Raw genomic sequence first — 22,635 nt, 5'->3', positions numbered from 1 at the left:
ACCGGACGGTGCGGCCCTAATTTTACGACTCTACCAGCGAGTGACAGTCCGATACTGACGGTTTGTACGAGGCAGTGTACTGTGCGCCACCGATCAGGGCGAGTGCGGCGATCAACACGAGAACGGGAAACATCCACCACTTCTGAACGATTCCGTCCGGAAGGAAAAGCGGGAGCGGTGCAGCGAGTATGGTCGCGACGGCTGCGAGGAGATACTCGTGCTCCCACGATTGCTCACAATCGACCCCGGCGTACTGCAACAGCTCCCAGGTCCGCTGATTCTTGGCAATCCGGGCCGTTCGTTCCTCGGCATCGTATTCGAGTACTCCGGCCTCGGCCAGCCGCGGGACGTGGTTCTGATACAGTGCGACGTAGACGCTTCGATAGGCTCCCTCCTCGACGCCCTCCGGCTCGACGTCGTTCATCTTCGCGGCGATCTCCCTGGCGATCTCGCTCAGGGCGACCTCCTCGTCCCGTTCGGCCAAAAGACACAACACGTGCCGTCGCCGCTGGTTGCTCAGAAGCGAAAAGGCAGTGTCCGGGTCCATCGCCCGAGACGTAATTGTTGGCATTACCCAGCCATTCGGCCCCCTATTTGTTAGTAAACAATTCCCTGTCCGTGTTAACGATGACCTATGTCGAAGCCGAGCCGTTTGATCCATTCGAATGGCGGGCCATAACGATCAGTTCCTCGCGTTTCTGTGATCCTACCGACCGTTTAGCGAATCGATTACAAAGGTCGACCGGGCGGTACTCGCTCATACAATGGCGCTTCTCTCGCCGTATCAGAACCCGCGATACACTGGCGCGAACCGCTGCTCGAAGTGTACCGTTCTCAATCTCGTCCTGACGGTCCTTGCGACCGGCCTCGTGGCCACGGCCAATTTACTGGCTGCCGCCATCGTGTTCATAATCGGGCTGCTCTCGATTTACTTCAGAGGGTATCTGATTCCCGGGACACCGACACTTACCAAACGATATCTCCCCTCGAACGTGCTCCGGTGGTTCGGCCACCAGCCAAAGGCGACGGATGGTCGCGGGCCGGCCATCGAATCCGTCCTGCTCGAATCCGGGGCTCTTCACGAGGGAGAGGGCGATCTTTACATCGATCCGGAGTTCCAGCAGGCCTGGCGGGCCCGTGTCCAGGACCTCCGCGGCGCGACGGACGATTCCCTGTTAGAACGAATCGGTGGGCTCGAAACCGAACAGCTTGCCCAGGCCAGCGTCGACTCGACGGGCGAGAAAGTAATTGCCGCAGTAGGCGACGTTCAGATCGCCCGGTGGGACTCACGGGGCGTCTTCATCGCTGATGCGGCCGCCGCGCAGGAACTCGAAGCGCGATACGACGGTTGGGAGACGTTTAATTTCGATGAACGGACGGCCGTCCTGGGTGGGCTCCGGCTCTGGCTCGAATGGTGCCCGTACTGTGACGGGCGTGTGGCTCTCGGCCAGGAGACCGTCGAAACCTGCTGTGATACGGTCGAAGTCGTGGTTGGAACGTGCGAGGACTGCAACCGGCGGCTGTTCGAACTTCGAGCATCGGCAGCCAAACTGGCGGCCTAGGAGAAGAGACTTCGGACGTAGATCCAGCGTCGGGTCCAGAGTTGATACCCGACCGAGAGCGCCAGAACCACGAGCGCGAGGGTGAGAACTGGCAGCGGGTCTATCGCGGCGAAGACACCGACTTCAATTTCGACGAGTAGTGTCACGAGCAGACTCGTCACGGCGAAAAGCTGGTAGTACTCCCCCCAGGAGATGCCGTGGGCCGGTCGGAGACGGAAGTACCGATCGACCTCTCTGGAGTTCGTGGTCAGCCGAACGACGTTCGCGTCCTCGTCGTAGGCTACCACGTCTGCGGCCTCGAGTTTCGGAATGTGGGTCTGGTGTAACGAGCTGTACACACTCTGTTTGAGGCTCTTGGTGTCGGTTTCCGGGCCGGCCTCGCGATGGACGATCGCGTTCGTCAATTCGTTGATGTGGGCCTCGCCGGCGCGCTCACGGAGACACTGCAACGCTGCCCGTCGGCGCTCGTTTCTGAGGACGTCGTGGATCTCCGGTTCGGGCAGGCGGTTCCCTCGCGAGATCGCGGGGACGTGATCGACGACGCTCACGCTTCCCACCTCCGACTGGCGGTGTTCCAACCCCAGAATTCGGGGCCACTACTCGGTAGCATAGATCTATAATTGATGGGGATGTCCTTTGGTATCGATTCGTTTACTTCTGAAATTGGCCCCTTCCCCGATCGCCGTATACTTGATGCGGGTGGTAAGGGGCCAATTACCCCCGATCCGGACGCGGTCGCGGCACCCCTCATTGACATCGGCGATCTGAAGCCGGGGGACTTCGGGGAGGTCACCTTCAGCCTCCATCTGTGTGATAACCCGGGCTACGTCTGGGCGAACACGATGAACGTTGACTGGGCCGAAAACGGTGCCACCGAGCCCGAAGGAGCGGACGAGGACGAGACCGGGCCGGCCGACGAGATGGGAAGCACTGCGGATGGGGACAGCCTCGAAGACGCAGCCGTTGAGCTACCCGACACCGTGCAGGGTTCGGTGTTCTACGACGACGACGGGAACAACCTATTTGACTCCGAGACGGACACGGAGATCATCACCGGGTCGCTCCGTGACGGATAGCAAGCGGAATCCCCGTCCCTTCAGGGCGGGGAGGATGTCAATGGGGTGCCGAACTCGATGGCGACCTCGGGTCGGATGGCCGACAGCCCTTAACCAACTCCGACACGGCATTCATCGGCTTCGAGTGGTGGGTCCCGGTCGACCACGGCAACGAGATTCAGAGCGACTCCGTGGAGTCCGATCTGAGCTTCTACACCGAACAGGCCCGCCATAACGACGGGGGCGGGACTGCCGATGGAAGTCGACGAAAACGTGTCCAACGGCAACGAAAGCGACGAAAACGGAACGGAACCGATCGTGGGCTGAGCAGGCGAATTCGCACCGAACTACCGATTGCCCCTCGGCGGGCTTTTTTTTGGTTTCGTCCAATTTGCTTCGAGCGTCGAAATACGGCGTTTAATTCTGAAGATTTCCGCTATTCAGCCGTTATGCCCGTAATTCGGCGCTTTGCAAAGGTAGTGCTTCACGAATCGTGGTATAATCACTCGTGGACTGTGCTCCCGGGTGAGACCATACCAATGTCACAAGACGAACCCAACACGTTCGAAATCTCGCGGCGCAAAGCGCTCGCCGCACTCGGAACCATCGGTGCCGCCTCAGCGGGGGCGGGACTGGGAACATCGGCCTGGTTTAGCGACCAGGAGGAGTTCAGTGGCAACCAACTCGTCGCGGGGGACCTCGATCTGAAGGTCAGCTGGAAGGAACACTACTACGATGGGTCGCCTGCTGCGGCCCAGTACGTCCACCGCCCTGGGCCAGCGGAGGAGCCTGACCTGGCATTGCCAGGACCGGAAAACGGCTATCCGATCGAATTCGTCTTCGACGATCAGGAGCAGTTCATGGACGCGACCCTGATAGAACAGTTCCCCGAGGGCGGTCTCGGGGACGGACAGAACCCTTGTGGGCTGCTTGCTAACGTCCCCGAGGACCTCGAGGCCCCGGTTATCGCCCTCGAAGACGTAAAGCCGGGTGACTTTGGGGAGGTGACCTTCGACCTCGCATCCTGTTCGAATCCGGCGTATCTCTGGCTGACCGGCGAATTGCTAGAGAACGCCGAGAACGGGCTGACCGAGCCCGAACGTTCCGACCCGGACGAGGACGACACTCCGACGGACGTTCTCCTCGATAACGGCATCTACGAGGTGACTGTCGGGGAGTTCGATTCCGGTTCTGCTGGCGGCGCGGAAGCAAACGGTGGGGCCTCGGACAATGACTGGTTCTACTCGTTCTCGGGAACTCCTGGCGGGAACGTTGATCCGGGCGCAGACGACAGCATCGATACGCTGTACCTGGAATACTACGCGTTGCAGGACGGGGACGGCAACGTCGCGCCATCGGCTGATGGTGGCCCAGTCATCACCTCCTTGCCTGCCAGCGGCTCTCCCGGAACGGAGTACACCGGGATCGTGGAGATGGACCTCGGCGGAACAACGGTTCGAGTCCACCGGACTGTCTCCTTGCGCGCGGACGAACCGGTTGTCGACGTCGACTACGAGTTCGAGAACCGATCGGGCAGCGAGACCATCACTGACCTCCAGTGGACCCAGTACGTCGATTACGATATTGGCTCGCCGTCCGGCGAAGTCGGCAACTACGTCCGTGACGATGATCGCGGGCTGGAGTACATCACACAGAACGAACAGAACGTGATCGGCGACAACGATCTCTATCTGGGATTCACCGCCGACCAGCTTTCGACAGCTCACGACCTGGATTACTACAGCTCCACGTACAACAAGGTCTACACCGGCGCCACGTTGAACGACGATGCCCAGTTCCCCGACACGGGGGGTGCGGACGTTGGGTTGGCCCTTCGCTACGACCTCGGTGCTCTGGGACCTGGCGAATCGACCACGCTGGAAACGGCCTTTGTGGCGGCCGAATCCCTCGAAGAGTTCGAGAGCCGCCTCCAGGAGGCCGGGCCGAACAACCCGCCAGTCGCGGATGCGGGACCGAACCAGACTGTTGACGAGGGTGCGTCCGTTGATCTCGACGGCACTGGATCGAGTGACGCTGATGGCGACGACATTACCTACAGCTGGAGTCAGACTGGCGGCCCGACGGTGACACTTTCGGACACGTCAAGTTCGACTCCCTCCTTCACTGCACCCGACGTGACGGAATCGACGACACTCACCTTCGAGTTGACCGTCGAGGACGGGCGCGGCGGGAGCGACACCGACACGGTCTCGATCGCGGTGCAACCCGCGGCGGCTGAAAACAACCCGCCCGTGGCCGATGCCGGAGCAAGCCAGACCGTCGAAGAAGGAACGACTGTCCAGCTGGATGGGTCCGGGTCGAGTGATCCGGACGGTGACGCGCTGCTCTATGCCTGGTCACAGACTGGCGGCCCGACGGTGTCCCTCTCTGGTTCGAACAGCGAGACGCCGACGTTCACCGCTCCGCCGCTGGACGAACCAGCGACGCTGACCTTCGCGTTGACCGTCGACGACGATCGAGGTGAGACGGACACGGACACGACCACCGTCACTGTCGAACCCGAGGAGACGATTATCACCGGCGACGGTGAGCTGGCGGAGGCCCTTCAGGTTCGGCTGTGGTACGACGATGGTGACAACATCCGGGACGAGGGGGAGCAGGTATTCTGCAAGGGCAGTCTCGCAACGGTTCTCGAGAAGATGAACAGTGGGCACGGCATCCCGCTTGACGGGGACGGATCCACGGAGACAGACTTCGACGAGAGCGGTGATCCGGCTTCCGAAGACCGGGATCCCTTCCCCGGTGCACCCGCGGTGCACTACCTCGGGTTCCAGTGGTGGCTGCCCCTCGATCACGCAAACGAGGTCCAGACCGACTCCGTCAAATTCGACCTGGGCTTTTACGCCGAACAGGCCCGCCATAACGACGGGGCCGGATTGGGCGCAGCTGACGGGAACGGAACTGCGGAGTAGTCCGGCACCGGTTCCATTTTTGTGACGGGTTAGACACCCTCAAACCAGTATATGCCCTCGTTAGTCCGGTAATCCTGTTCTTTGCAAAGGACTCCCAAGCCGATACTCTACCTGCTTGCTCGCTCGGCATGCGCTCGAGTGGGGGGTAAATCATGACTGAAAACGAGGACACCAACACGTTCGAGATCTCGCGGCGCAAGGCACTCGCCGCACTGGGGACCATCGGTGCCGCCTCCGCGGGGGCGGGACTGGGAACAAGCGCGTGGTTTAGTGATACAGAAACGTTCCAGGGCAATACTCTGACCGCCGGCTCACTGGATCTCAAGGTCGACTGGGAGGAACACTACTACGACGCATCCGCTGGTGAGGACCTCGTCACCTGGATCGGGGCGGAGGAATCCGTGTCCGACGGGTCACAGGCCTTCCCCATGACCGCGACTGGGGACATTCGACGAGCGACAGTTCCCGATGGGGAGGTTCCGTCGTTCATGAAGGCGACTGCCGTCGAGGCCAATCCCGACAGTGATGGGGACAACCTCGTCGATGGCGGGGTCTATGATGAAGTGAACGACGACACGGGCGATCCATGGGAGGTCATCGCGTGTGAGGACTACCCGGACCCGGACGCGCTCGAGCGCCCGATGATCGAAATCGAGGACCTCAAGCCAGGTGACTTCGGCGAGGTCACCTTCAGCCTCCACCTGTGTGACAACCCGGGTTACGTCTGGATGACCGGTGAACTTCTGGAGGCCGACGAAAATGGGGTAACTGAACCTGAAGCGGCGGACCCGGACGAGGTCGCGGACGTCGTCGAACTCCTCGATGTGGTCAAAACGTCCCTCTGGTACGACGAGGACTGTGACAACCAGGCGGACGCCGAGGAGACGGTCATTTTCGAGAACCTCTCGTTGCGCTCCGCGCTGGACTTGCTCGCCGGCGCCGAGCCTGGCCTCCCGCTGAAGCCCCAGTTCGTCGATTCGGAATCAGATAGCGAGGTCGATAACCCCCTCGTGGGACCGGGAACCTGCAGCACGGAATCCACATACGACACCCTGCACACAACGGGAGATGTGGTCACCGTGGACGGCGAGGAAGTCGAGATCTCCGGGAACCCCAAATGTGGGGAACTCGGGCTCGAATCGGCCATCAAGGTCGAGTCCGAGGACCTGCCGGGAGACGGCAACACAGACGTCTACACCACACCCTACGGGGACATCCAGATCACGCAGGAGGGTCAGACGATCCAGTGGCGGACCGACTCCTCACCGGACGGCGAGTTCAACGAAGCGGAGGATGGCTTCTGTATGAGCAAGGTCGGCGTCAAAGGCGGTTCGGAGGGCGGCAACGTCTACAGCTACGACAACGACAACGGAAACGACAACTTCGACGACGATGCCGACGCTGAATTGAGCAGCGGGGAGACCGACGAGTGGCTTGAAACGCCGACCGGCCAGGACATCAGTCACATTAGCTTCTGTGTCGATCCCGAGTACACCGGCTCCAACGGGAACGGTGACAATGGGGAGGAGGAGAACGGCGAGTGCTTCGAGAATTCCACGACCCAGTGCATCGGCTTCGAGTGGTGGGTCCCCGTCGATCACGGCAACGAAATCCAGTCGGACCGGGCCGTCTTCGACCTGGGCTTCTACACCGAGCAGTGCCGCCACAACGACGGGTCGGGAATGGTGACGAGTGAAGAGTAGTAACTACCTGACCATCTACAAGCAGCGAGAGAATCCCGCCATCGACGGCGCTTCGCGCCGTCTGCTCGTGGCGTCTTCGACGCCACGCTGTTCACGGCGGGCGTGAATCGCGTCACTCGCCAACACAATCCACCGCTCGATGGCAGACTGGATATTCAACGCTGATTCACACTATCAAGTAGGATTTCTTATATAGACTATGTATGGCGATTGAGGTCACGCGCACCTACGTTGGTTCGATCCAGAACCAGCGACAGGTCTGCGATGGCCTCAACTCGCTCGGAGACTCTGCCTCGAAAATCTGGAACGTCGCACGCTGGACAACCGACCGCATCTGGAACCAAACCGGCGAAATCCCAGATGAAGGGACGCTCAAGGTGTATATGAAGAACCAACCGTGCTGGAAAGACTTGAACGCACAATCCAGTCAGAAAGTCATCGAAGAACTTTCTGACGCTTTTCAGTCGTGGTTCGACCTGCGACAGAAGGACCCAGAGGCAAATCCGCCCGGCTACCGCAAACACGGCGATATACGGCCAAAGAGTACGGTCACGTTCGAAGCAGACGGCTTCAAACATGACCCCGAAAACAACCGCGTCCGACTCTCGAAAGGCTCGAACCTCAAAGAAAACTGGTCGGACTTCATCCTCTGTGAGTACCAGACTCGCCCGGACGTTGACCTGACCGAAGTCAACCGAGTTCAGAACGTTCGAGCTGTCTGGAACGGTGACGAGTGGGAACTACACTTCGTCTGTAAAGTCGAACTCGAAACCACCGACGCGTCAGGCGACGGCGTTGCTGGAATCGACCTCGGCATCACGAACATCGCCACGGTCGCGTTCCCCGACGAATACGTCCTCTACCCCGGCAACTCGCTCAAAGAAGACCAGCACTACTTCACCCGCACAAAGTACGACACCGAAGGTGAGAACGGCCCGTCAGAGAAATCGATGTGGGCACGCAGGAAGCTTGCAGAGCGCGAGACACACTTCTACCACACGCTGACGGATACCATCATTACCGAGTGTGTCGAGCCCGGTGTCGGTGCGCTCGCGGTGAGTTGGCCCAAAGACGTGCGCCAGTCCGACTGGGGCAAGACAGGCAACAAGAAGCTACACTCGTGGGCGTTCGACCGCATCTTCCAGTACCTAGCGTACAAAGGCGAGATACGTGGTGTCGAGGTGCTGAAAGAGAACGAGTGGAACACCTCAAAGACGTGTTCACGGTGTGGTGACGACACGAAGTCGAACCGTGTCGAACGTTACCTGTACGTTTGCTCGTCATGCGGGTTAGTCGGAAACGCAGATTGCAATGGGGCGGAGAATATGCGCCAGAAGATAACTCCGAGTCCTCACGGTGAGGATAGGAGTAACGGCTGTGTGGCACAGCCATCGACATACTTGTTCGACCGCGAGAGCGGGACGTTCACCACGAGAGAACAGGCCGTGTCGTAGACCGGCAAATATCCCAACTGCGGGACGGGAAGCCCCGCCGTCGTCGGGTGGTTCGAGAGAGCGAAGCTCTCTCGTCATCACGAAAGGCGTTCGCGCCTTTCGAACGACTACGCCCGACTGCCTGAGGGAGCTTTGCTCCCTCTCCGTTTACGGCGAGGAGGATGTCACGAGCGACTCGTATCGAGCCGTCTTTGGCCAGTTTTTAGGGGGGCGGATCGATGTAAATCCTCCTCAAACCTACACATATCCACTCGTTATCCCCGTAATCCGGCCCTTTGCAAAGGTCTCCCACGGTGTAGGTGAGAGTGGACACCCGGGGTGGGAAAACTGCCTGGGTGTACGTACAATGTCAGAGGACAACAACACGTTCGAGATATCGCGGCGAAAGACACTCGCCGCACTTGGTACAATCGGTGCCGCCTCGGCCGGGGCGGGACTGGGAACATCAGCCTGGTTTAGCGATACGGAAAGCTTCGAAGACAATACGATCACGGCTGGCGAACTCGACCTCAAGGTCGACTGGGAGGAACACTACTACGACGGCGGTGCGGAGAGTGTAGAAATCGCCAGCAACCCGGAGGAAGCGGACTTCTTCCTCCCGGCGGTCGAGCCGCGACAGATGTCTGCAACGGCCAATCTGGCCTCCCGAACCCGAGTTCGGCCGATCGCACTGAACTTCACGGAAGGCTCCGATCTGGATACGTTCTGGGAGGAAACGGCGATCGAGGCCTTCCCGGACGTGGAAAGTGAGGAGCCCGATGCCGGGGATTACGACGGGCAGCAGGACGAGATCGAGGGCGACATCTGTGAGTACCCCGCCGACCTCGACGGCGTCCTGAGCCATCCGTTCCGGACTGGCGGGGCGTTCGACGATGGCGTGACCATCGGAGAGGGGCCCAACCCCCAAACCACGAAGCCCGGCGATTCACTCGTCAGCATCAGTGACGTCAAGCCAGGTGACTTCGGCGAAGTCACGCTGAGCTTCCACCTGTGTGACAACCCCGGCTACGTCTGGCTGACCGGTGAACTTACCGAGAACCTCGAGAACGGACTCACAGAGCCAGAAGCTGCGGATCCGGAAGAGGATGACGCGATGGGCGACGAGGAGATGGAAGGCGAACTCCTCGATAAGATCCTCACCCGGATGTGGTACGACGGCGACTGTGACAACCAGCTCGACGAGTTGGAGGGCGAACTGGACCTGATGATCGCGGTCGACGTCTCGGGCTCGATTGAGTCTGATGAACAGACCGCGATGATGGAAGGGATTAACGAGTTCGTCAACCAGCTCCCAGGGAACGACGTGCAGGTCGGATCGGTCAACTTCGGCAACAACGAGATTACGGGATTGCAGGGCCTGACCGACCCGGAATCCCTGACTGTGGACCTCACTGGAGCCGATTTCGCTGGAAACACCCCGATGCCCGCGGCCATCGACATCGCAGATCAGGCCGTGCGTAACGACGCCAACGCCCGTGAGGGGGCCGAAAAGGCTGTCGTGGTCTTCACCGATGGCGGTCCGAACTACCAAAACGAGCAGTACAGTGCTGGTGACTATGACGCGCCGCGCGATGAGACGGCTGCATTCTCCGCTGAAAGCGGTAACAACACCTACGACAACGCCGATACCGAGGAAGCGACCGTCTCCGTGCCGGAGATGGAGGAGACCGGTCTCGTCGCCGACACCGTCCGCGACGCCGGAACTCGTATCGCGACCATATTCGTCGGCGGCGACGAACAGGATGCGATGACTGAAGACGCCATCAGCATGTACGGAACGCTTCCGGAATTCCTCGGAGCCGAGGTCGCCTCGCCGGGCTTCTCCTTCACCGCCGCGTTCCAGGATCTGGAGGACCTGTCGACGGACCTGGTCGAGTCTATCGTCGTCAGCGAAGAGGTCTTCTTCATCGGCACGCTCGGACAGGCGCTCGAACGCCTCGAACAGGGGAACGGCATTCCGCTCGACGGGAATCTCGACACCGCATTCGACGAAATCTTCGACCCGGGCGACGACCCGGACCGCGAGCCCTTCGCGGCTGGCGAGACGGACTGCATCGCCATGGAGTGGTGGCTGCCCATCAACCACGGCAACGAAGTGCAGGGTGACTCCGTCGGATTCAACCTGGGCTTCTACACCGAACAGGCCCGCCACAACGACGGCGCGGGGCTGCCCCCCGAGAACACCAGCGCACCGAATGGGACTACGACGGTTGAAGGGAACAACAGCTAGGCCTACAGGCTGAGCAGGCCGAGTGTCTCGGGGTCGCCGGAAGACGGAGTCTTTCGGGATGACGAGAGACCTTCGGTCTCTCGAACCACTTGATCCCGAGGTGGTTCACCCAACTTAGATTCGCGCTGTACCCAGCGTGGTTTTGTAATTGGTTTTTCCGATCGATTGATCACGACGGCTAGGACGTGACCAAGGCCACCCATCTCCGATCCTGGGCTGGTCCCCTAGCGGCCTCGTTGTACTTTGGTTTCAGATTTGTCAGTAGCTTCCGAAGAACGAGTCGTTAGACTCTATCAAACCCTGCCTATCGCCTCGTTATCCGTGTAATTCGGCGCTTTGCAAAGGACCCCCATACTGTAGGTGTGAGTGGACACCCGAGGTGGCAAGCCGCCCGGGTGTGAGAACAATGTCAGAGGACGACAACAATACGTTCGAGATCTCGCGGCGGAAGACACTCGCCGCACTTGGTACCATCGGTGCCGCCTCAGCGGGGGCGGGACTGGGAACAAGCGCTTGGTTCAGTGATACGGAAACGTTCGAGGGCAATACGATTACAGCTGGCTCGCTGGATCTGAAAGTGGATTGGCAGCAGACCTACAACGGACCGCACCCACAAACGGGTGAGGTCGGTTGGCACCCTGTCAACGCGTATCCGGATGACGACGATGACGGATGGATGTCACAGAATGGCATCCAATATGCTGGAGGCGATACAGGATTTGACGCCCGCACGATTATCGACTCGTGTTGTGACTGTGGTGACGATGAGTTCGCTATCAGGCAAGGTGGGGAGACGTACTGCGTTTCGGCGATTGAAGGCGAAGAGTCCGTGGAGGATTTCTACGATTACGCCGACTATCACTCGCAAAACCTGGACATTCAGGACCCCGGTACGAGCCACTTGTTCTTCTATCAGGAGACCGACGGTCCGCTGAGTCTCGTTCTCATCCATGACAGTGTTGAGGGAGAGACAGGCGGCGTCGCTTCAATGGAAGTCTCCGTTGTTGGACAAGAGATGGACGATCTCGACTGGTGGGAGCAAGACGATCCGATCGAAGGCCGGGATGACTACCAGAAAACCGATTCCACGCTTACCGCGGATTGGATTTGGGACCAGCCGATGACCGACGGCGGCATCCTACAGGGTTTTGAAGACCAATTCTGCCTTGAGGTAACGCCGGGCTTCAACGAGGATGCAGCGTACTGGGAGGAGGATTCGGGAGAGATCACATCCTGGACCGTCTTCGACGGGGAGACCGAGACTGAAATCGATCTCGACCTCGAAGAACCCCTTTGGGTCTGTACGGATTGTGGTATTGACAGCGGTGAAGAACTCCCAGAAGATGTCTTCACTAGCGACCTCTACCCCGACCAGGAGCACCTCATCGAGTTCGCCGACCTCAAGCCTGGCGACAAGGGCGAAGTCACCTTTAGCCTGCACCTGTGTGACAACCCTGGGTACATCTGGATGAACGGCCAGCTCGTCAGTGCCTCCGAAAACGGCGTGACCGAACCCGAGGCTGCGGCGGAGGGCGAAGAGGAAGACGTCGTCGAACTCCTCGACAAAGTCGAAGTCACGCTCTGGTACGACACGGACTGTGACAACGAACTCGGGGGAGAGGAAGAGATCATCGCCGAAGGGATCTCTCTCAGGGATGCCCTCGATGCCCTCTCTCAGAATGGAGGCCTTGGCATTCCGCTCGACGGCGACCGCAGTACGGCGTTCGACGAACTCGAGGACGCCGCGGATAGCGAGAACCGCGACCCCTTCGAGAACTCCACCACCCAGTGCATTGGCTTCGAGTGGGAGCTGCCGGGTGAAGAGGTCGGGAACGAAATCCAGACCGATAGTGCCGTCTTCGATCTGGGCTTCTACACCGAGCAGGCCCGCCACAACGACGGCGCGGGCATCGCTCCCGAGGGCAACAACACGACTACTGAGAATAACGAGACTGAGGTGAACGAGACCAACTGATCGAGTGGAGTCCACGCCATAGCTAGCGTGGTTCCTCAATTCTGTTCCTGTTCTTGCCGATTTACTTAACGGCACGGACGTGGCGAACCCCACCCATCCCTACCCAGGCCGGTCACGTCCAGATTTTAGCTTATTTGGACTCGTCCTGAACCTCGACTAACGAGTCGTTAGCTCCCACGAAACGCGTCTACCAGCACGTTATTCGCCGTTATTCGGCCCTTTGCAAAGGTGGAGGCTTCCCATGGTGTACCTGTTCACTCGGTGGCCGATTTGGGCCCCGGGTGATGCAAACCATGTCAGATGAAAACAACACGTTCGAGATTTCGCGGCGAAAGACACTCGCCGCATTAGGTACCATCGGTGCCGCCTCCGCAGGGGCGGGACTGGGAACAAGCGCTTGGTTTAGTGATACGGAAACATTCGAGGGTAACACGATCACGGCCGGCGAACTCGACCTCAAGGTCGACTGGGAGGAGCACTACTACGACGGCAGTAGTGGTGGTGAGTTCGTTTCCTACAGCGAGCCTTCGGAGGGAGACAACGTTGCGCTGCCCGATCCGGAGGATCCCCAGGTGTGGGTCCCTCGTGATTCGTTGGGTGAGTTCATGGACGCGACAGCCCTGGAGGCGTTCCCCGACCCAGATGGTGACGGGATTCAGGAAATGGAGTACGACCAGATGGACGGTTCGTGGACCTACGATCCCTGTTCAATGGGTGCGGATACGCCGGAAGACCTCGACCCCAAGATTGCGAACGCTCTTCGGACTGACAATGGGGATACGTACGACGAGGAGGCAGGAGAGTACAAGCCTCTCATCGCCCTGGACGACGTCAAGCCGGGTGACTTCGGCGAACTCACCTTCAGCCTTCATCTGTGTGACAACCCCGGATACCTGTGGATGCAGGCGGGGAACGTCACATGGTGGGAAAACGACACGACTGAGCCCGAGGCTGAGGCGGACGGTGAGACTGGTGGGTCAATGCAAAACAACACGGACGGAGCGGACATCGAATTGGCCGACGCCATCAAGACTGTTTGGTGGTACGACGCGCGCGGGGACAACGTCATTCAGGACTGCGGCGAAGAAACGCTCTACCTCACCGACAGTGTCAGTGGTTCGGATACCTCGACGAGGCTCTTTGAAGTCACCCTGACGGAGGGCAACGCCGAGCTAGTTGAGCTCTACGAGGACGATACGGGCAACTTCAACCAGACTGACGCAATCGCGGCGACGCTCAATGGTGATGCCATCCTCTTCTTCGACAAGAGCTCACACCACCTCGGGCGGTATGACATCGGTTCTGATGCCTTCGATGATCTGGGTGAGGTCGACGGGGCAACTGATGGAATCGTCCTCGCTGGACATTCCCCATCCGGAACACTCTGGGCAGCGTCTCAGGACGACGACAACCTGTACACGATCGATCCGTCTGGCCCGTCGATGACTGCGATGGGCGACACCGGGATCGATATCCAGGGTGCGGACCTCGTGTTCGCCGCGGACGGCACGATGTACATCTGGACGGCTGCGACTGACGAAGCCGGCCTCTACAAGGTCGATGACCCGGCAAGTGACACGACCGCTGAGCCAGTGGACGAGGCCAACATTGGTGACTTCACCGAGACCATCACTGGGCTCGCGATCCGAGGGAGTGGAACGGGTCAACTGGTCGGTTCCGATCGTGAGAACGACGCGATCGTCACCATCGACCGGACTGATGGGAGTATCATCGAGAGCTACCCCATGCAGGTGGGGGACGAGGCCTACGATTACGACTACGGTGACATGACTTCGGGCAAGTTCTGTGGCGAAGTCTTCCACCGTGGAACCCTCGGCGGCGATCTCGCAGCGCTCAGTTCCGGCAACGGCATTCCGCTGGACGGGAATCGTGCCACGCCGTTCGATGAGATCGGTGGCGAGCCGGCAAGCGACGATCGCGACACGTTCGTCCCGGGTGTGAACCACTACATCGGATTCGCGTGGTACGTGCCACCCGAAGTCGGCAACGAGATCCAGACCGACGCCGTCGAATTCGATCTGGGCTTCTACACCGAACAGGCCCGCCACAACGACGGTGCGGGCATGGAGAACGAGAACGAGGCCTGATCGACCCGAAACCACGCTGTCCCCAGCGTGGTTTTCGAACCCGTTCCCTTCCGGGCGGTTGACTACAACGGTACGGACGTGATCGAACCCACCCATCCCCTACCCAAACCGGTCACGTCAAATCTCGCCGTTGTTTTCTAATTTTCCTCATTATCCACCCCTCAAAAACCGTTATCGCTCCTCAAAACCTGGCTACTGGCACGTTATTCTCCGTTATTCGGCACTTTGCAAAGGACTCCCACGCTGTAGGTGTGAGTGGACACCTGGGGTGGAACACCGCCCGGGTGATGCAAACCATGTCAGAGGAAAACAACACGTTCGAGATTTCGCGGCGAAAGACACTCGCCGCGTTAGGTACCATCGGTGCCGCCTCCGCCGGGGCGGGACTGGGAACGAGCGCTTGGTTCAGTGATACGGAAACGTTCGAGGGTAACACGATCACGGCCGGCGAACTCGACCTCAAAGTCGACTGGCGGCAGACCTACACTGGCCCGAACGGAACGGAGCTGGTCAACGCCTACCCCGAGGGGAACGGTGAAGGGATGAACTTCGAGTGTAGCGACCTTGAGAGCGGTAACGACCTTCCCGAGGGTGTGTTTGGCGACCAAGAGCACCTTGTCGAACTCGACGACGTCAAACCTGGCGACGAGGGTGAGATCACGTTCAGCCTGCACCTGTGTGATAACCCAGGATACCTCTGGATGACTCTGGAGAACATTGCACAGGGACCCGGCGAGACACCGGAACCAGAGCCGGAACCGGACGAAGGCGAACTTGCCGAGAACCTCTACCTCGAAATCTGGAAGGAATCGGACTGCAACAACGAGTTCAATGATGGAGAACCTGTGATCCTCGGCGAAGGGGATGGCGTCCATGAGGAACCAGTCACGCTCGCGCAGGCGAAGGAGGAACTCGCGTACGAGGATGGCATGATCGTGCTAAGCGGGGACGGGCTCAACGGCTGGAACATTCCGGCCGGTGCCGCCTCCCGCACCTGCTTCGAGGGTGATGAACAGCACTGTATCGGCGTTCGCTGGTGGATTCCCGAAACGGTCGGGAACGTCATCCAGGGGGACACCCTCGAGTTCGACCTGGGCTTTTACACCGAGCAGTGCCGACACAACCAGGGCTGTGCGCCGCGTGACATCGGTCTGAACACGGGCGACGGTGGCTGGGAGATCACTGATGGCCCACAGCCTGGTACGGCTATGGTCCAGACGCCTCATGCAGAGTGGATCGAGCCGTCCGATGAGTGTGCCTGGATCGCGCCGCCGGACGACGGAAACACTGACGCGAACGGGGATCAGGATCCGCAGGGGACCTACATCTTCGAGACGGACTTCGAAGTCGATCTGCAGGAGACCCCAGCCGGCGATGGGCCCTGCAAGCTCAAGTTCGATGCCGCGACCGACAACACCGCGACATTCTACCTCGATGAAGAGGAACTTGGCGAGATCACTGGCCCGAGTTCCGACCCGGACAAGGGCTTCAAGGCCCTGGAAACCTTCGAAAAGGAAATTACTGCCGGCGAACACACGCTCGTCGCCGAGGTTGAGAACGCGCAAGCAGGTGGCTCCGGCTGGGACAACCCCGTCGGGCTGCTGGTCTGTGGCGGCGTGGCGTGTGGCTGTGAGGATGAGAGCTCGGACCAGAATAACTAATCGAACCAGCCCGAACCCGGGTTCACCGGTCGTGGTCTTCGACCCGACCGTTTCCCGGTGATCCAAACCTCCACCCAAACCAATGCCAAGCACCACACGCTCCCTCGACGAAATCGAGTCCTCGCTCGAGCAGGCACTCGAAGAAGCCGAGGCGCCAGAGACACGGTATCAGATACGGGAAAGCCTACAGCAACTCGAAGTCCTCTGGGAAACGGACACCAGAGATCGGTGAGTCGGTCCACTATTTTCGCCCTGCCAGAAACAACGCCAACTCGCGACTAGGGCACCAACCCGAACAGCCCCGAGTTGGACGGCACGCCGAAGACGGCGATGCCCATGAGAACGAAAACGACGAGAATCGAGACGGCTGCCAGAATCCGGAACGTGAGTGGGTCGACGATGGACGGCGCTGACCCGACAGTGAGCATGGTAGCGAGCAGGATCGATCCCCCGAGCGAGGACCCCGCTCTGAAGTACTTCGAATCGGGCTCGACCGAGTCCTGGCGCTTGAGAACCGTGAGGAACTCCTCGATCTCCGGCCCCGTCTCGACGGTCCCCCGCCCCTGATCGTAGGCCACCGCACCCGCGGAGTCGAGTTTCGGCAGGTGACTCTGGTACAGCGAAATGTACACCCGCTTGCGCTGTTTCGACCGCAGTTCGGCCCGCGTGATGTCGTTCTCGATGGCTGCAACGTGTTCGGCCAGCGTCCCGATGTCGGCCGTGGGTCCCTCCTCGTCCAGGAAGCGGAGTATCAACCGCCGGCGCTGGTTCTGCAACACGCCGAAAATCTCGTCCAACCGTGGCGGTTGGTCCGCCGCGAGCTCGTTCAACTGGCTTGCTTCCGCAGGCTCGCTACCGATCGCTTCGGACGCGGTCATGCCCCGATCACCTGGCCCGCCAAGTCCGCTCGTTCTGTTCCGGCCAGGTGACATAAATGGAACCCTGATGAGTCCGTACCAGCGGCGGCCGGATATTCCCCCGGACCGTCTGACGGACGTCGCACGTACCCAGTGCAGTACCTCCCCTTGCGCGTGACCAGTGGCTTGCTCTCTCCCCTCATGGTTAACCCCCGATTACACAAACTATTGGATGTACAATAAATCTTTCTTCGATCAGTTATTTCGGCGTTTACGGGGAATAGAGGGCCTAAACTCTGGCTTTCCGTCAATTCATACTAATAGTATGTCGAGGTCGGCCCCGGAATTCCGTTCCGGGCCTACGGGCCCGGTCCGCGACTGGAAGTGACCGAATCCGGGTGGCCACGATGTGGGCACTCTTAAGGGTCGGGACCGACTTCGAACGCCCATGGAACCCAGGGATCTCTCCGATCACACCGAGTACGTCGCGGGACAGGGCATCGAGGAAGTCGCCCGCGAACTGGGGAGAGAGCCCGACGAACTCGTCAAACTCGCGTCGAACGAGAACCCTCACGGACCGAGCCCGGCCGCCGTCGAGGCGATCCGGGACCTCGCGCCGGCGGTCCACCACTACCCCAAATCAGCCCACACCGATCTCACCGCGGCACTGGCCGAGAAGTGGGACGTCGAGCCTCCGCAGATCTGGCTGTCGCCGGGTGGTGACGGGGCCCTCGATTACCTCGCGCGGGCGATGCTCGAACCCGGCGATGCCGTTCTCGTTCCCGATCCGGGCTTTGCTTACTACGAGATGTCCGCCCGCTTTCACCACGGGACAGTTAACCGGTACGAGATCGACGGCGAGGACTTCTCGCTCACGCCCGAGACAGTACTGAATGGCTACGACGGCGAACGGATCGTCTACCTGACGAGCCCACACAATCCAACTGGGAGTCGGTTCTCGGTGGCGGCCATTCGGGAGATCGCGGACCGAACTGACGAGGACACACTCCTGGTGGTCGACGAGGCGTACGGCGAGTTCGCGACCGGAACGAGCGCACGCACCCTTTTGACCGACCGTGAGGACATCGCCGTGTTGCGAACCTTCTCGAAGGCCTACGGGCTCGCAGGACTCAGACTCGGCTATGCTATCGTTCCGGAGGCGTGGGCCTCGGCCTACGCCAGGGTAAACACGCCCTTCGCAGCGAGTTCGATCGCCTGTCACGCGGGGTTGGCGGCCCTGGAAGACGACCGCCACGTCGACCGAACGGTCGAGACCGTCGAGTGGGCGCGGGCGTACATGCGCGCGGAGATCGACGCACCAGTCCACGAGAGCCACGGGAACTTCGTTATGGTTGAAGTCGGGGACGGGACGGCCGTCGCGGACGAACTTCGCGAGCGTGGGATCATCATCCGCGATCTGACGAGTTTCGGCCTGCCCGAGTACGTTCGGATCACCGCCGGAACCGAATCGGAGACCAAACAAGCTGTCTCGGCGCTTAACGAGGTCCTAACAACATGAAGGTGGCCGTGACTGGAACGCCCGGCACGGGCAAGACGACCGCGACGAAGCGCGTCGAGACCGACCTCGAAATCGTGCACCTCAACGAGGTCATTCGGAACGAAGGCCTTCACGAAGGCACGGACGACGACCGTGGCAGCCTGCTGGCTGATTTCGACGCGATCGACGAGTATCTCGCGGGGAAATCGGACTTCCTGGTCGAGTCCCACCTGGCCCATCACTTCGACGCGGACCGGGTCGTCGTCCTTCGGTGTGATCCGAAGACGGTCGAAGAGAGACTGCGCGAGCGGGGCGAGTCCCAGGCCTCGGCCCGGGAGAACGCGGAAAGCGAAGCGCTTGATGTCATTCTCTCGGAGGCGGTCACCGCCCACGGCGAGGACGCCGTCTACGAGATCGAGACGACCGAGCAGACACCCGAAGAGACGGCTCGGGCTATCGAGGCAGTGATCGCGGGCGACCGCGAACCGAGTGCCGGAACGGTCGATTACACGGACTATCTATGACACTCGACCGATTCAGACCGGTCGCGGATCGGCTGCTGGAGCCATTCGTTCGCACGTCGAAGGCTGTGGGGCTCACCCCCGACGGTATCAGCGCCATCGCCTTCGCCGTGGCGGTGGCGGCGGGCCTCGCTTTTCTCCTCGCCAGGCCGGCCTGGTACGTCGTCGGGGCACTGTTCGTCGCGCTCAACGGCTGGCTTGATCTCCTCGATGGCGCGCTCGCACGGGAACTATCGACAGACTCCCCGGCTGGTGACCTCCTCGATCACGTCCTGGACCGGTACGCCGACGTGGTGATCGTCGCGGGCCTGGCTGGCGGCATCGGCCAGTACGCGCTGGGATTTGCGGCGGTGACCGGGGTGTTGCTCACCTCCTATCTGGGCACCCAGATCGAAGCCGTGGGGCTCGAACGCGAATACGGCGGTCTCCTCGGGCGGGCCGACAGACTCGCCCTGGTTGGAATCGTGGGAGTTCTGGCGGCCATCCAGCCAACTGTTGGGGGTTACTCGGTCGTCGCGCTGTTGCTCGGGCTCTTTGCCGTGGTGGGGCATTTGACCGCCATCCAGCGGTTCTACGGCGCGTGGCGCGCGCTCCGGTGACGGGGTCGCATCCTTTAAGGCCGGTGGCGAGTAAGCCACGGTATGGTTCAGTGCGAGATGTGCGGCGCCGAGACCGCGAGTCCGAAGACGGTCAAAATCGAGGGCGCCGAGTTGCAGGTCTGTGCTGACTGTGCCGAGTTCGGCACGGAGGTCACGACCCAGGACGCCGGCAGCACCTCGACGAAGTACTCGACCAGCTCGACGGGTAAGAGCGGGTCGAGTTCGGGCGGATCAACGAGTTCCGGCCGCTCTGGCGGTCGCCGTCGGGACCTCTACGACGAGATGGAGGAACTCGCCGAGGATTACGACACCCGCATCCGGAAGGCCCGCGAGGGCGCGGATCTCACCCAGGAGGAACTCGCCAATGAGATCAACGAGAAAGTGAGCCTGATCCGGAAGATCGAGCACGGTGACATCCTCCCCAGCGACGACGTCCAGTCGAAACTCGAGGGCTACCTGGGGATTGTGCTGACGGCCGCCGCGGAGGCAAGCGACGAGGACTGGGACTCCGGCGGGGCGGACTCCGGATTGACTCTCGGTGACATGGTCGAACGGAAGGACTGATCCAACCAGCAATCTTTTTCGCGGTCGAACCAGTTCCGCCGGTATGTTCGTCCTCGTCAACCTGAAGGCCTACGACGCCGACCCGGTCGAGGTAGCCAGCGCAGCAGCCGACGTCGACGCCGAAAGCGACACCGACGTCGCCATTGCGCCCCAGACAGCAGATCTCGCGGCCGTCGCCGACACCGGCGCCGAGACCTGGGCCCAGCACACCAGCCCCGTCGAATCGGGCAGTCACACTGGCCAGCCACTCGCGGAGGGGCTGGCGCGAAACGGCGCGGTCGGGACGCTCATCAACCATTCGGAGCGCCGGCTCTCCCTGGCGGACATCGACGGTGCGATCGCGGCTGCCGAGCGCGCCGGGCTTGAGACGGTCGTCTGTGCGAACAACCCCCATCAGATCGCGGCGGTGGCCGCGCTCGGCCCGGACGCGGTCGCCATCGAGCCCCCGGAACTCATCGGGACCGGGACGCCGGTCAGTCAGGCCGACCCGGCGATCGTCCGCGACGCCGTCGAAGCCGCCGAATCGGTCGATCCCGACATCGACGTGTACTGTGGGGCCGGGATCAGCACGGCAGCGGACGTCGAGGCGGCCGCAGACCTGGGTGCTGACGGCGTCTTGCTGGCGAGTGGCGTCGCGAAAGCCGACGATCCGGCGACGGCCCTCCAGGAACTCATCCAGTAGGCTCAGATCGATCGAAGGATTCGATCCGTGCCTGCCCGCGGATTTCGGTCGAGGAATCCCCCGACTCGTGGTCCGTCCGATCCGTCCACGATTCCAGGTCGGCCTGGTCGTTGTCCGCGAAGCTCAAATTCGACACGCGAACGCCGAGTTTGCGGACGGTATTTCCCTCGAACTCGTCGAACAGCGCCTGGGCGGTCTCCGAGACCAGTGGGGGTTCGTCGACTGGGCCACTGAGCGAGCGCTCCCGGGTGTGCAACTCGTAGGGCGGCTCGATGACTTTGATCCCGATCGTGCGGTAAAGCGCGCCTTTTTCGGTGGCACGGGTGGCGACCGCCCCGGCGAGTTCGTCGATACGCGTTCGTGCCCGCTCGATGTCCGCCGTTGGCTGGCTGAACGAGGACTCCCGGGAGAGGCTCTTTGGCCGGCCACGAGCCTCGACCTCCCGTTCGTCGATTCCCCGGGCCCGGAGGTGAAGTTCGCGCCCCCGTTCGCCGAACTGATCGGTGATCGTCTCCAGATCCGCCGCGGCCAGATCGCCGATGGTGTCGATCCCCATTTCGTGAAACGTGCTGGCACTCTTCGGCCCCACACCGTGGAGATCCTCGATCGGGAGCGGATCGAGGAATTCACGCAACTCCGCTGGCGGAACCACGGTGAGCCCGTCCGGCTTGTCGTGATCGGAGGCGATCTTGGCGGCGCTCATATTCGGGGCGACGCCCACGCTCGCGGGCACGCCGACTTCCCGGGCGATCCGCTGTTTGACGTGGCGACCGAATCCCTCGGCGACCTCCCAGGCGGTTCGATCGGTCACGTCCAGATAGGCCTCGTCGATGCTGACCTCCCGAACGGCGTCGGCCAGATCGTGGAGGATCGCCTTCACGTCCGTTGAGACGTCTTCGTAGAACTCTAGATCGACCGGGCGGTAGTATCCGACCGGCTCCGTGTCGGGGTTCATGGCGGCTCGGGGGAGGAAGTCAAGCGCTTTCGAGATCGGCTGGGCGCTCTCGATGCCGTGCTCACGGGCCTCGTAACTCGCGGTTGCAACGGCGCCAATCGTCTCTCCCGGCTCGTAACCCATCCCGACCACGACGGGCTTGCCTTCCAGTTCGGGATTCTGCAGTCGCTCGCAGGCGGCGTAGAAGGCGTCCATATCAACGTGGAGGATAATGGATCGCTCCTCGTGTTCGGTTCCTGGAAGCCGCCCCGCTGGCATACGAGCCACTCGGAGCTACG

19 protein-coding genes are annotated in these 22,635 nt (G+C 61.0%); 15 read left to right on the top strand and 4 right to left on the bottom strand.

Going from position 1 to position 22,635, the window contains the following annotated elements; all coding sequences use genetic code 11:
- Positions 1–22: 22 nt before the first annotated feature.
- Positions 23–571, bottom strand: a complete 549-nt coding sequence (locus RH831_RS09165) for a hypothetical protein (RefSeq protein ID WP_310553889.1) — start codon at positions 569–571, stop codon at positions 23–25.
- A 193-nt stretch (positions 572–764) separates the two neighbouring features.
- On the opposite strand from RH831_RS09165, the gene RH831_RS09160 reads away from it, so the two are divergent.
- A complete protein-coding gene (locus RH831_RS09160) occupies positions 765–1,562 on the top strand; it encodes a hypothetical protein (protein ID WP_310553888.1) in 798 nt (265 codons plus the stop codon).
- Here RH831_RS09160 and RH831_RS09155 read toward each other — a convergent pair.
- Positions 1,559–2,110: a hypothetical protein gene (locus tag RH831_RS09155; protein ID WP_310553887.1), complete on the bottom strand. Its 552-nt coding sequence runs from the start codon at positions 2,108–2,110 to the stop codon at positions 1,559–1,561. The two genes, RH831_RS09160 and RH831_RS09155, sit on opposite strands and share 4 nt — an antisense overlap.
- 75 nt (positions 2,111–2,185) lie before the next feature.
- On the opposite strand from RH831_RS09155, the gene RH831_RS09150 reads away from it, so the two are divergent.
- The 9 genes from RH831_RS09150 to RH831_RS09110 all read left to right on the top strand — a co-directional run bounded on the left by RH831_RS09150 (position 2,186) and on the right by RH831_RS09110 (position 16,913).
- A complete protein-coding gene (locus RH831_RS09150; RefSeq protein ID WP_310553886.1) occupies positions 2,186–2,638 on the top strand; it encodes a hypothetical protein in 453 nt (150 codons plus the stop codon).
- 518 nt (positions 2,639–3,156) lie between these two features.
- A complete protein-coding gene (locus RH831_RS09145; protein ID WP_310553885.1) occupies positions 3,157–5,550 on the top strand; it encodes a PKD domain-containing protein in 2,394 nt (797 codons plus the stop codon).
- Positions 5,551–5,702: 152 nt separating this feature from the next.
- Positions 5,703–7,253, top strand: coding sequence for a SipW-dependent-type signal peptide-containing protein (locus RH831_RS09140; protein WP_310553884.1), 1,551 nt, complete (start codon positions 5,703–5,705; stop codon positions 7,251–7,253).
- 203 nt (positions 7,254–7,456) lie between these two features.
- Entirely contained in the window at positions 7,457–8,707 is a 1,251-nt protein-coding gene (locus RH831_RS09135; RefSeq protein ID WP_310553883.1) for a transposase, read from the top strand.
- 346 nt (positions 8,708–9,053) lie between these two features.
- Positions 9,054–10,937, top strand: a complete 1,884-nt coding sequence (locus tag RH831_RS09130) for a VWA domain-containing protein (RefSeq protein WP_310553882.1) — start codon at positions 9,054–9,056, stop codon at positions 10,935–10,937.
- A 406-nt stretch (positions 10,938–11,343) separates the two neighbouring features.
- Positions 11,344–12,912 (top strand): SipW-dependent-type signal peptide-containing protein, encoded by a 1,569-nt coding sequence (locus RH831_RS09125; protein ID WP_396275463.1) that lies wholly within the window; start codon positions 11,344–11,346, stop codon positions 12,910–12,912.
- A gap of 293 nt (positions 12,913–13,205) precedes the next feature.
- Complete coding sequence (locus tag RH831_RS09120) at positions 13,206–15,020, top strand: SipW-dependent-type signal peptide-containing protein (protein ID WP_310553880.1); 1,815 nt, start codon at positions 13,206–13,208, stop codon at positions 15,018–15,020.
- Positions 15,021–15,316: 296 nt separating this feature from the next.
- Positions 15,317–16,681, top strand: coding sequence for a SipW-dependent-type signal peptide-containing protein (locus tag RH831_RS09115; RefSeq protein WP_310553879.1), 1,365 nt, complete (start codon positions 15,317–15,319; stop codon positions 16,679–16,681).
- Between the two features lie 82 nt (positions 16,682–16,763).
- Positions 16,764–16,913, top strand: a complete 150-nt coding sequence (locus RH831_RS09110; protein ID WP_310553878.1) for a hypothetical protein — start codon at positions 16,764–16,766, stop codon at positions 16,911–16,913.
- Between the two features lie 46 nt (positions 16,914–16,959).
- Here the strand turns inward: RH831_RS09110 and RH831_RS09105 are convergent, their stop codons facing one another.
- Entirely contained in the window at positions 16,960–17,559 is a 600-nt protein-coding gene (locus RH831_RS09105) for a hypothetical protein (RefSeq protein WP_310553877.1), read from the bottom strand.
- A gap of 427 nt (positions 17,560–17,986) precedes the next feature.
- Here RH831_RS09105 and hisC point away from each other — a divergent pair, with 427 nt between their 5' ends.
- From hisC to tpiA, 5 genes are read left to right on the top strand one after another with little or no spacing between them, the layout of a single operon-like run.
- Positions 17,987–19,057 (top strand): histidinol-phosphate transaminase, encoded by a 1,071-nt coding sequence (gene hisC, locus RH831_RS09100; protein WP_310553876.1) that lies wholly within the window; start codon positions 17,987–17,989, stop codon positions 19,055–19,057.
- Positions 19,054–19,560, top strand: a complete 507-nt coding sequence (locus tag RH831_RS09095; RefSeq protein ID WP_310553875.1) for an AAA family ATPase — start codon at positions 19,054–19,056, stop codon at positions 19,558–19,560. The genes hisC and RH831_RS09095 overlap by 4 nt, the downstream gene beginning before the upstream one ends.
- Positions 19,557–20,156 (top strand): CDP-alcohol phosphatidyltransferase family protein, encoded by a 600-nt coding sequence (locus tag RH831_RS09090; protein WP_310553874.1) that lies wholly within the window; start codon positions 19,557–19,559, stop codon positions 20,154–20,156. The genes RH831_RS09095 and RH831_RS09090 overlap by 4 nt, the downstream gene beginning before the upstream one ends.
- Before the next feature lie 42 nt (positions 20,157–20,198).
- Entirely contained in the window at positions 20,199–20,720 is a 522-nt protein-coding gene (locus tag RH831_RS09085) for a multiprotein bridging factor aMBF1 (protein WP_071932950.1), read from the top strand.
- Between the two features lie 43 nt (positions 20,721–20,763).
- Positions 20,764–21,402, top strand: a complete 639-nt coding sequence (gene tpiA, locus RH831_RS09080) for a triose-phosphate isomerase (RefSeq protein ID WP_071932951.1) — start codon at positions 20,764–20,766, stop codon at positions 21,400–21,402.
- On the opposite strand, the gene dinB is transcribed toward tpiA, so the two are convergent.
- A complete protein-coding gene (gene dinB, locus RH831_RS09075; protein ID WP_310553873.1) occupies positions 21,392–22,615 on the bottom strand; it encodes a DNA polymerase IV in 1,224 nt (407 codons plus the stop codon). The genes tpiA and dinB overlap by 11 nt on opposite strands.
- Positions 22,616–22,635 lie beyond the last annotated feature (20 nt).

The organism is Halodesulfurarchaeum sp. HSR-GB (assembly GCF_031432215.1).
Lineage (GTDB): Archaea > Halobacteriota > Halobacteria > Halobacteriales > Halobacteriaceae > Halodesulfurarchaeum.
Note: the sequence above shows the minus strand (reverse complement) of the source record. Positions and strands in the feature narration are given on the sequence as shown.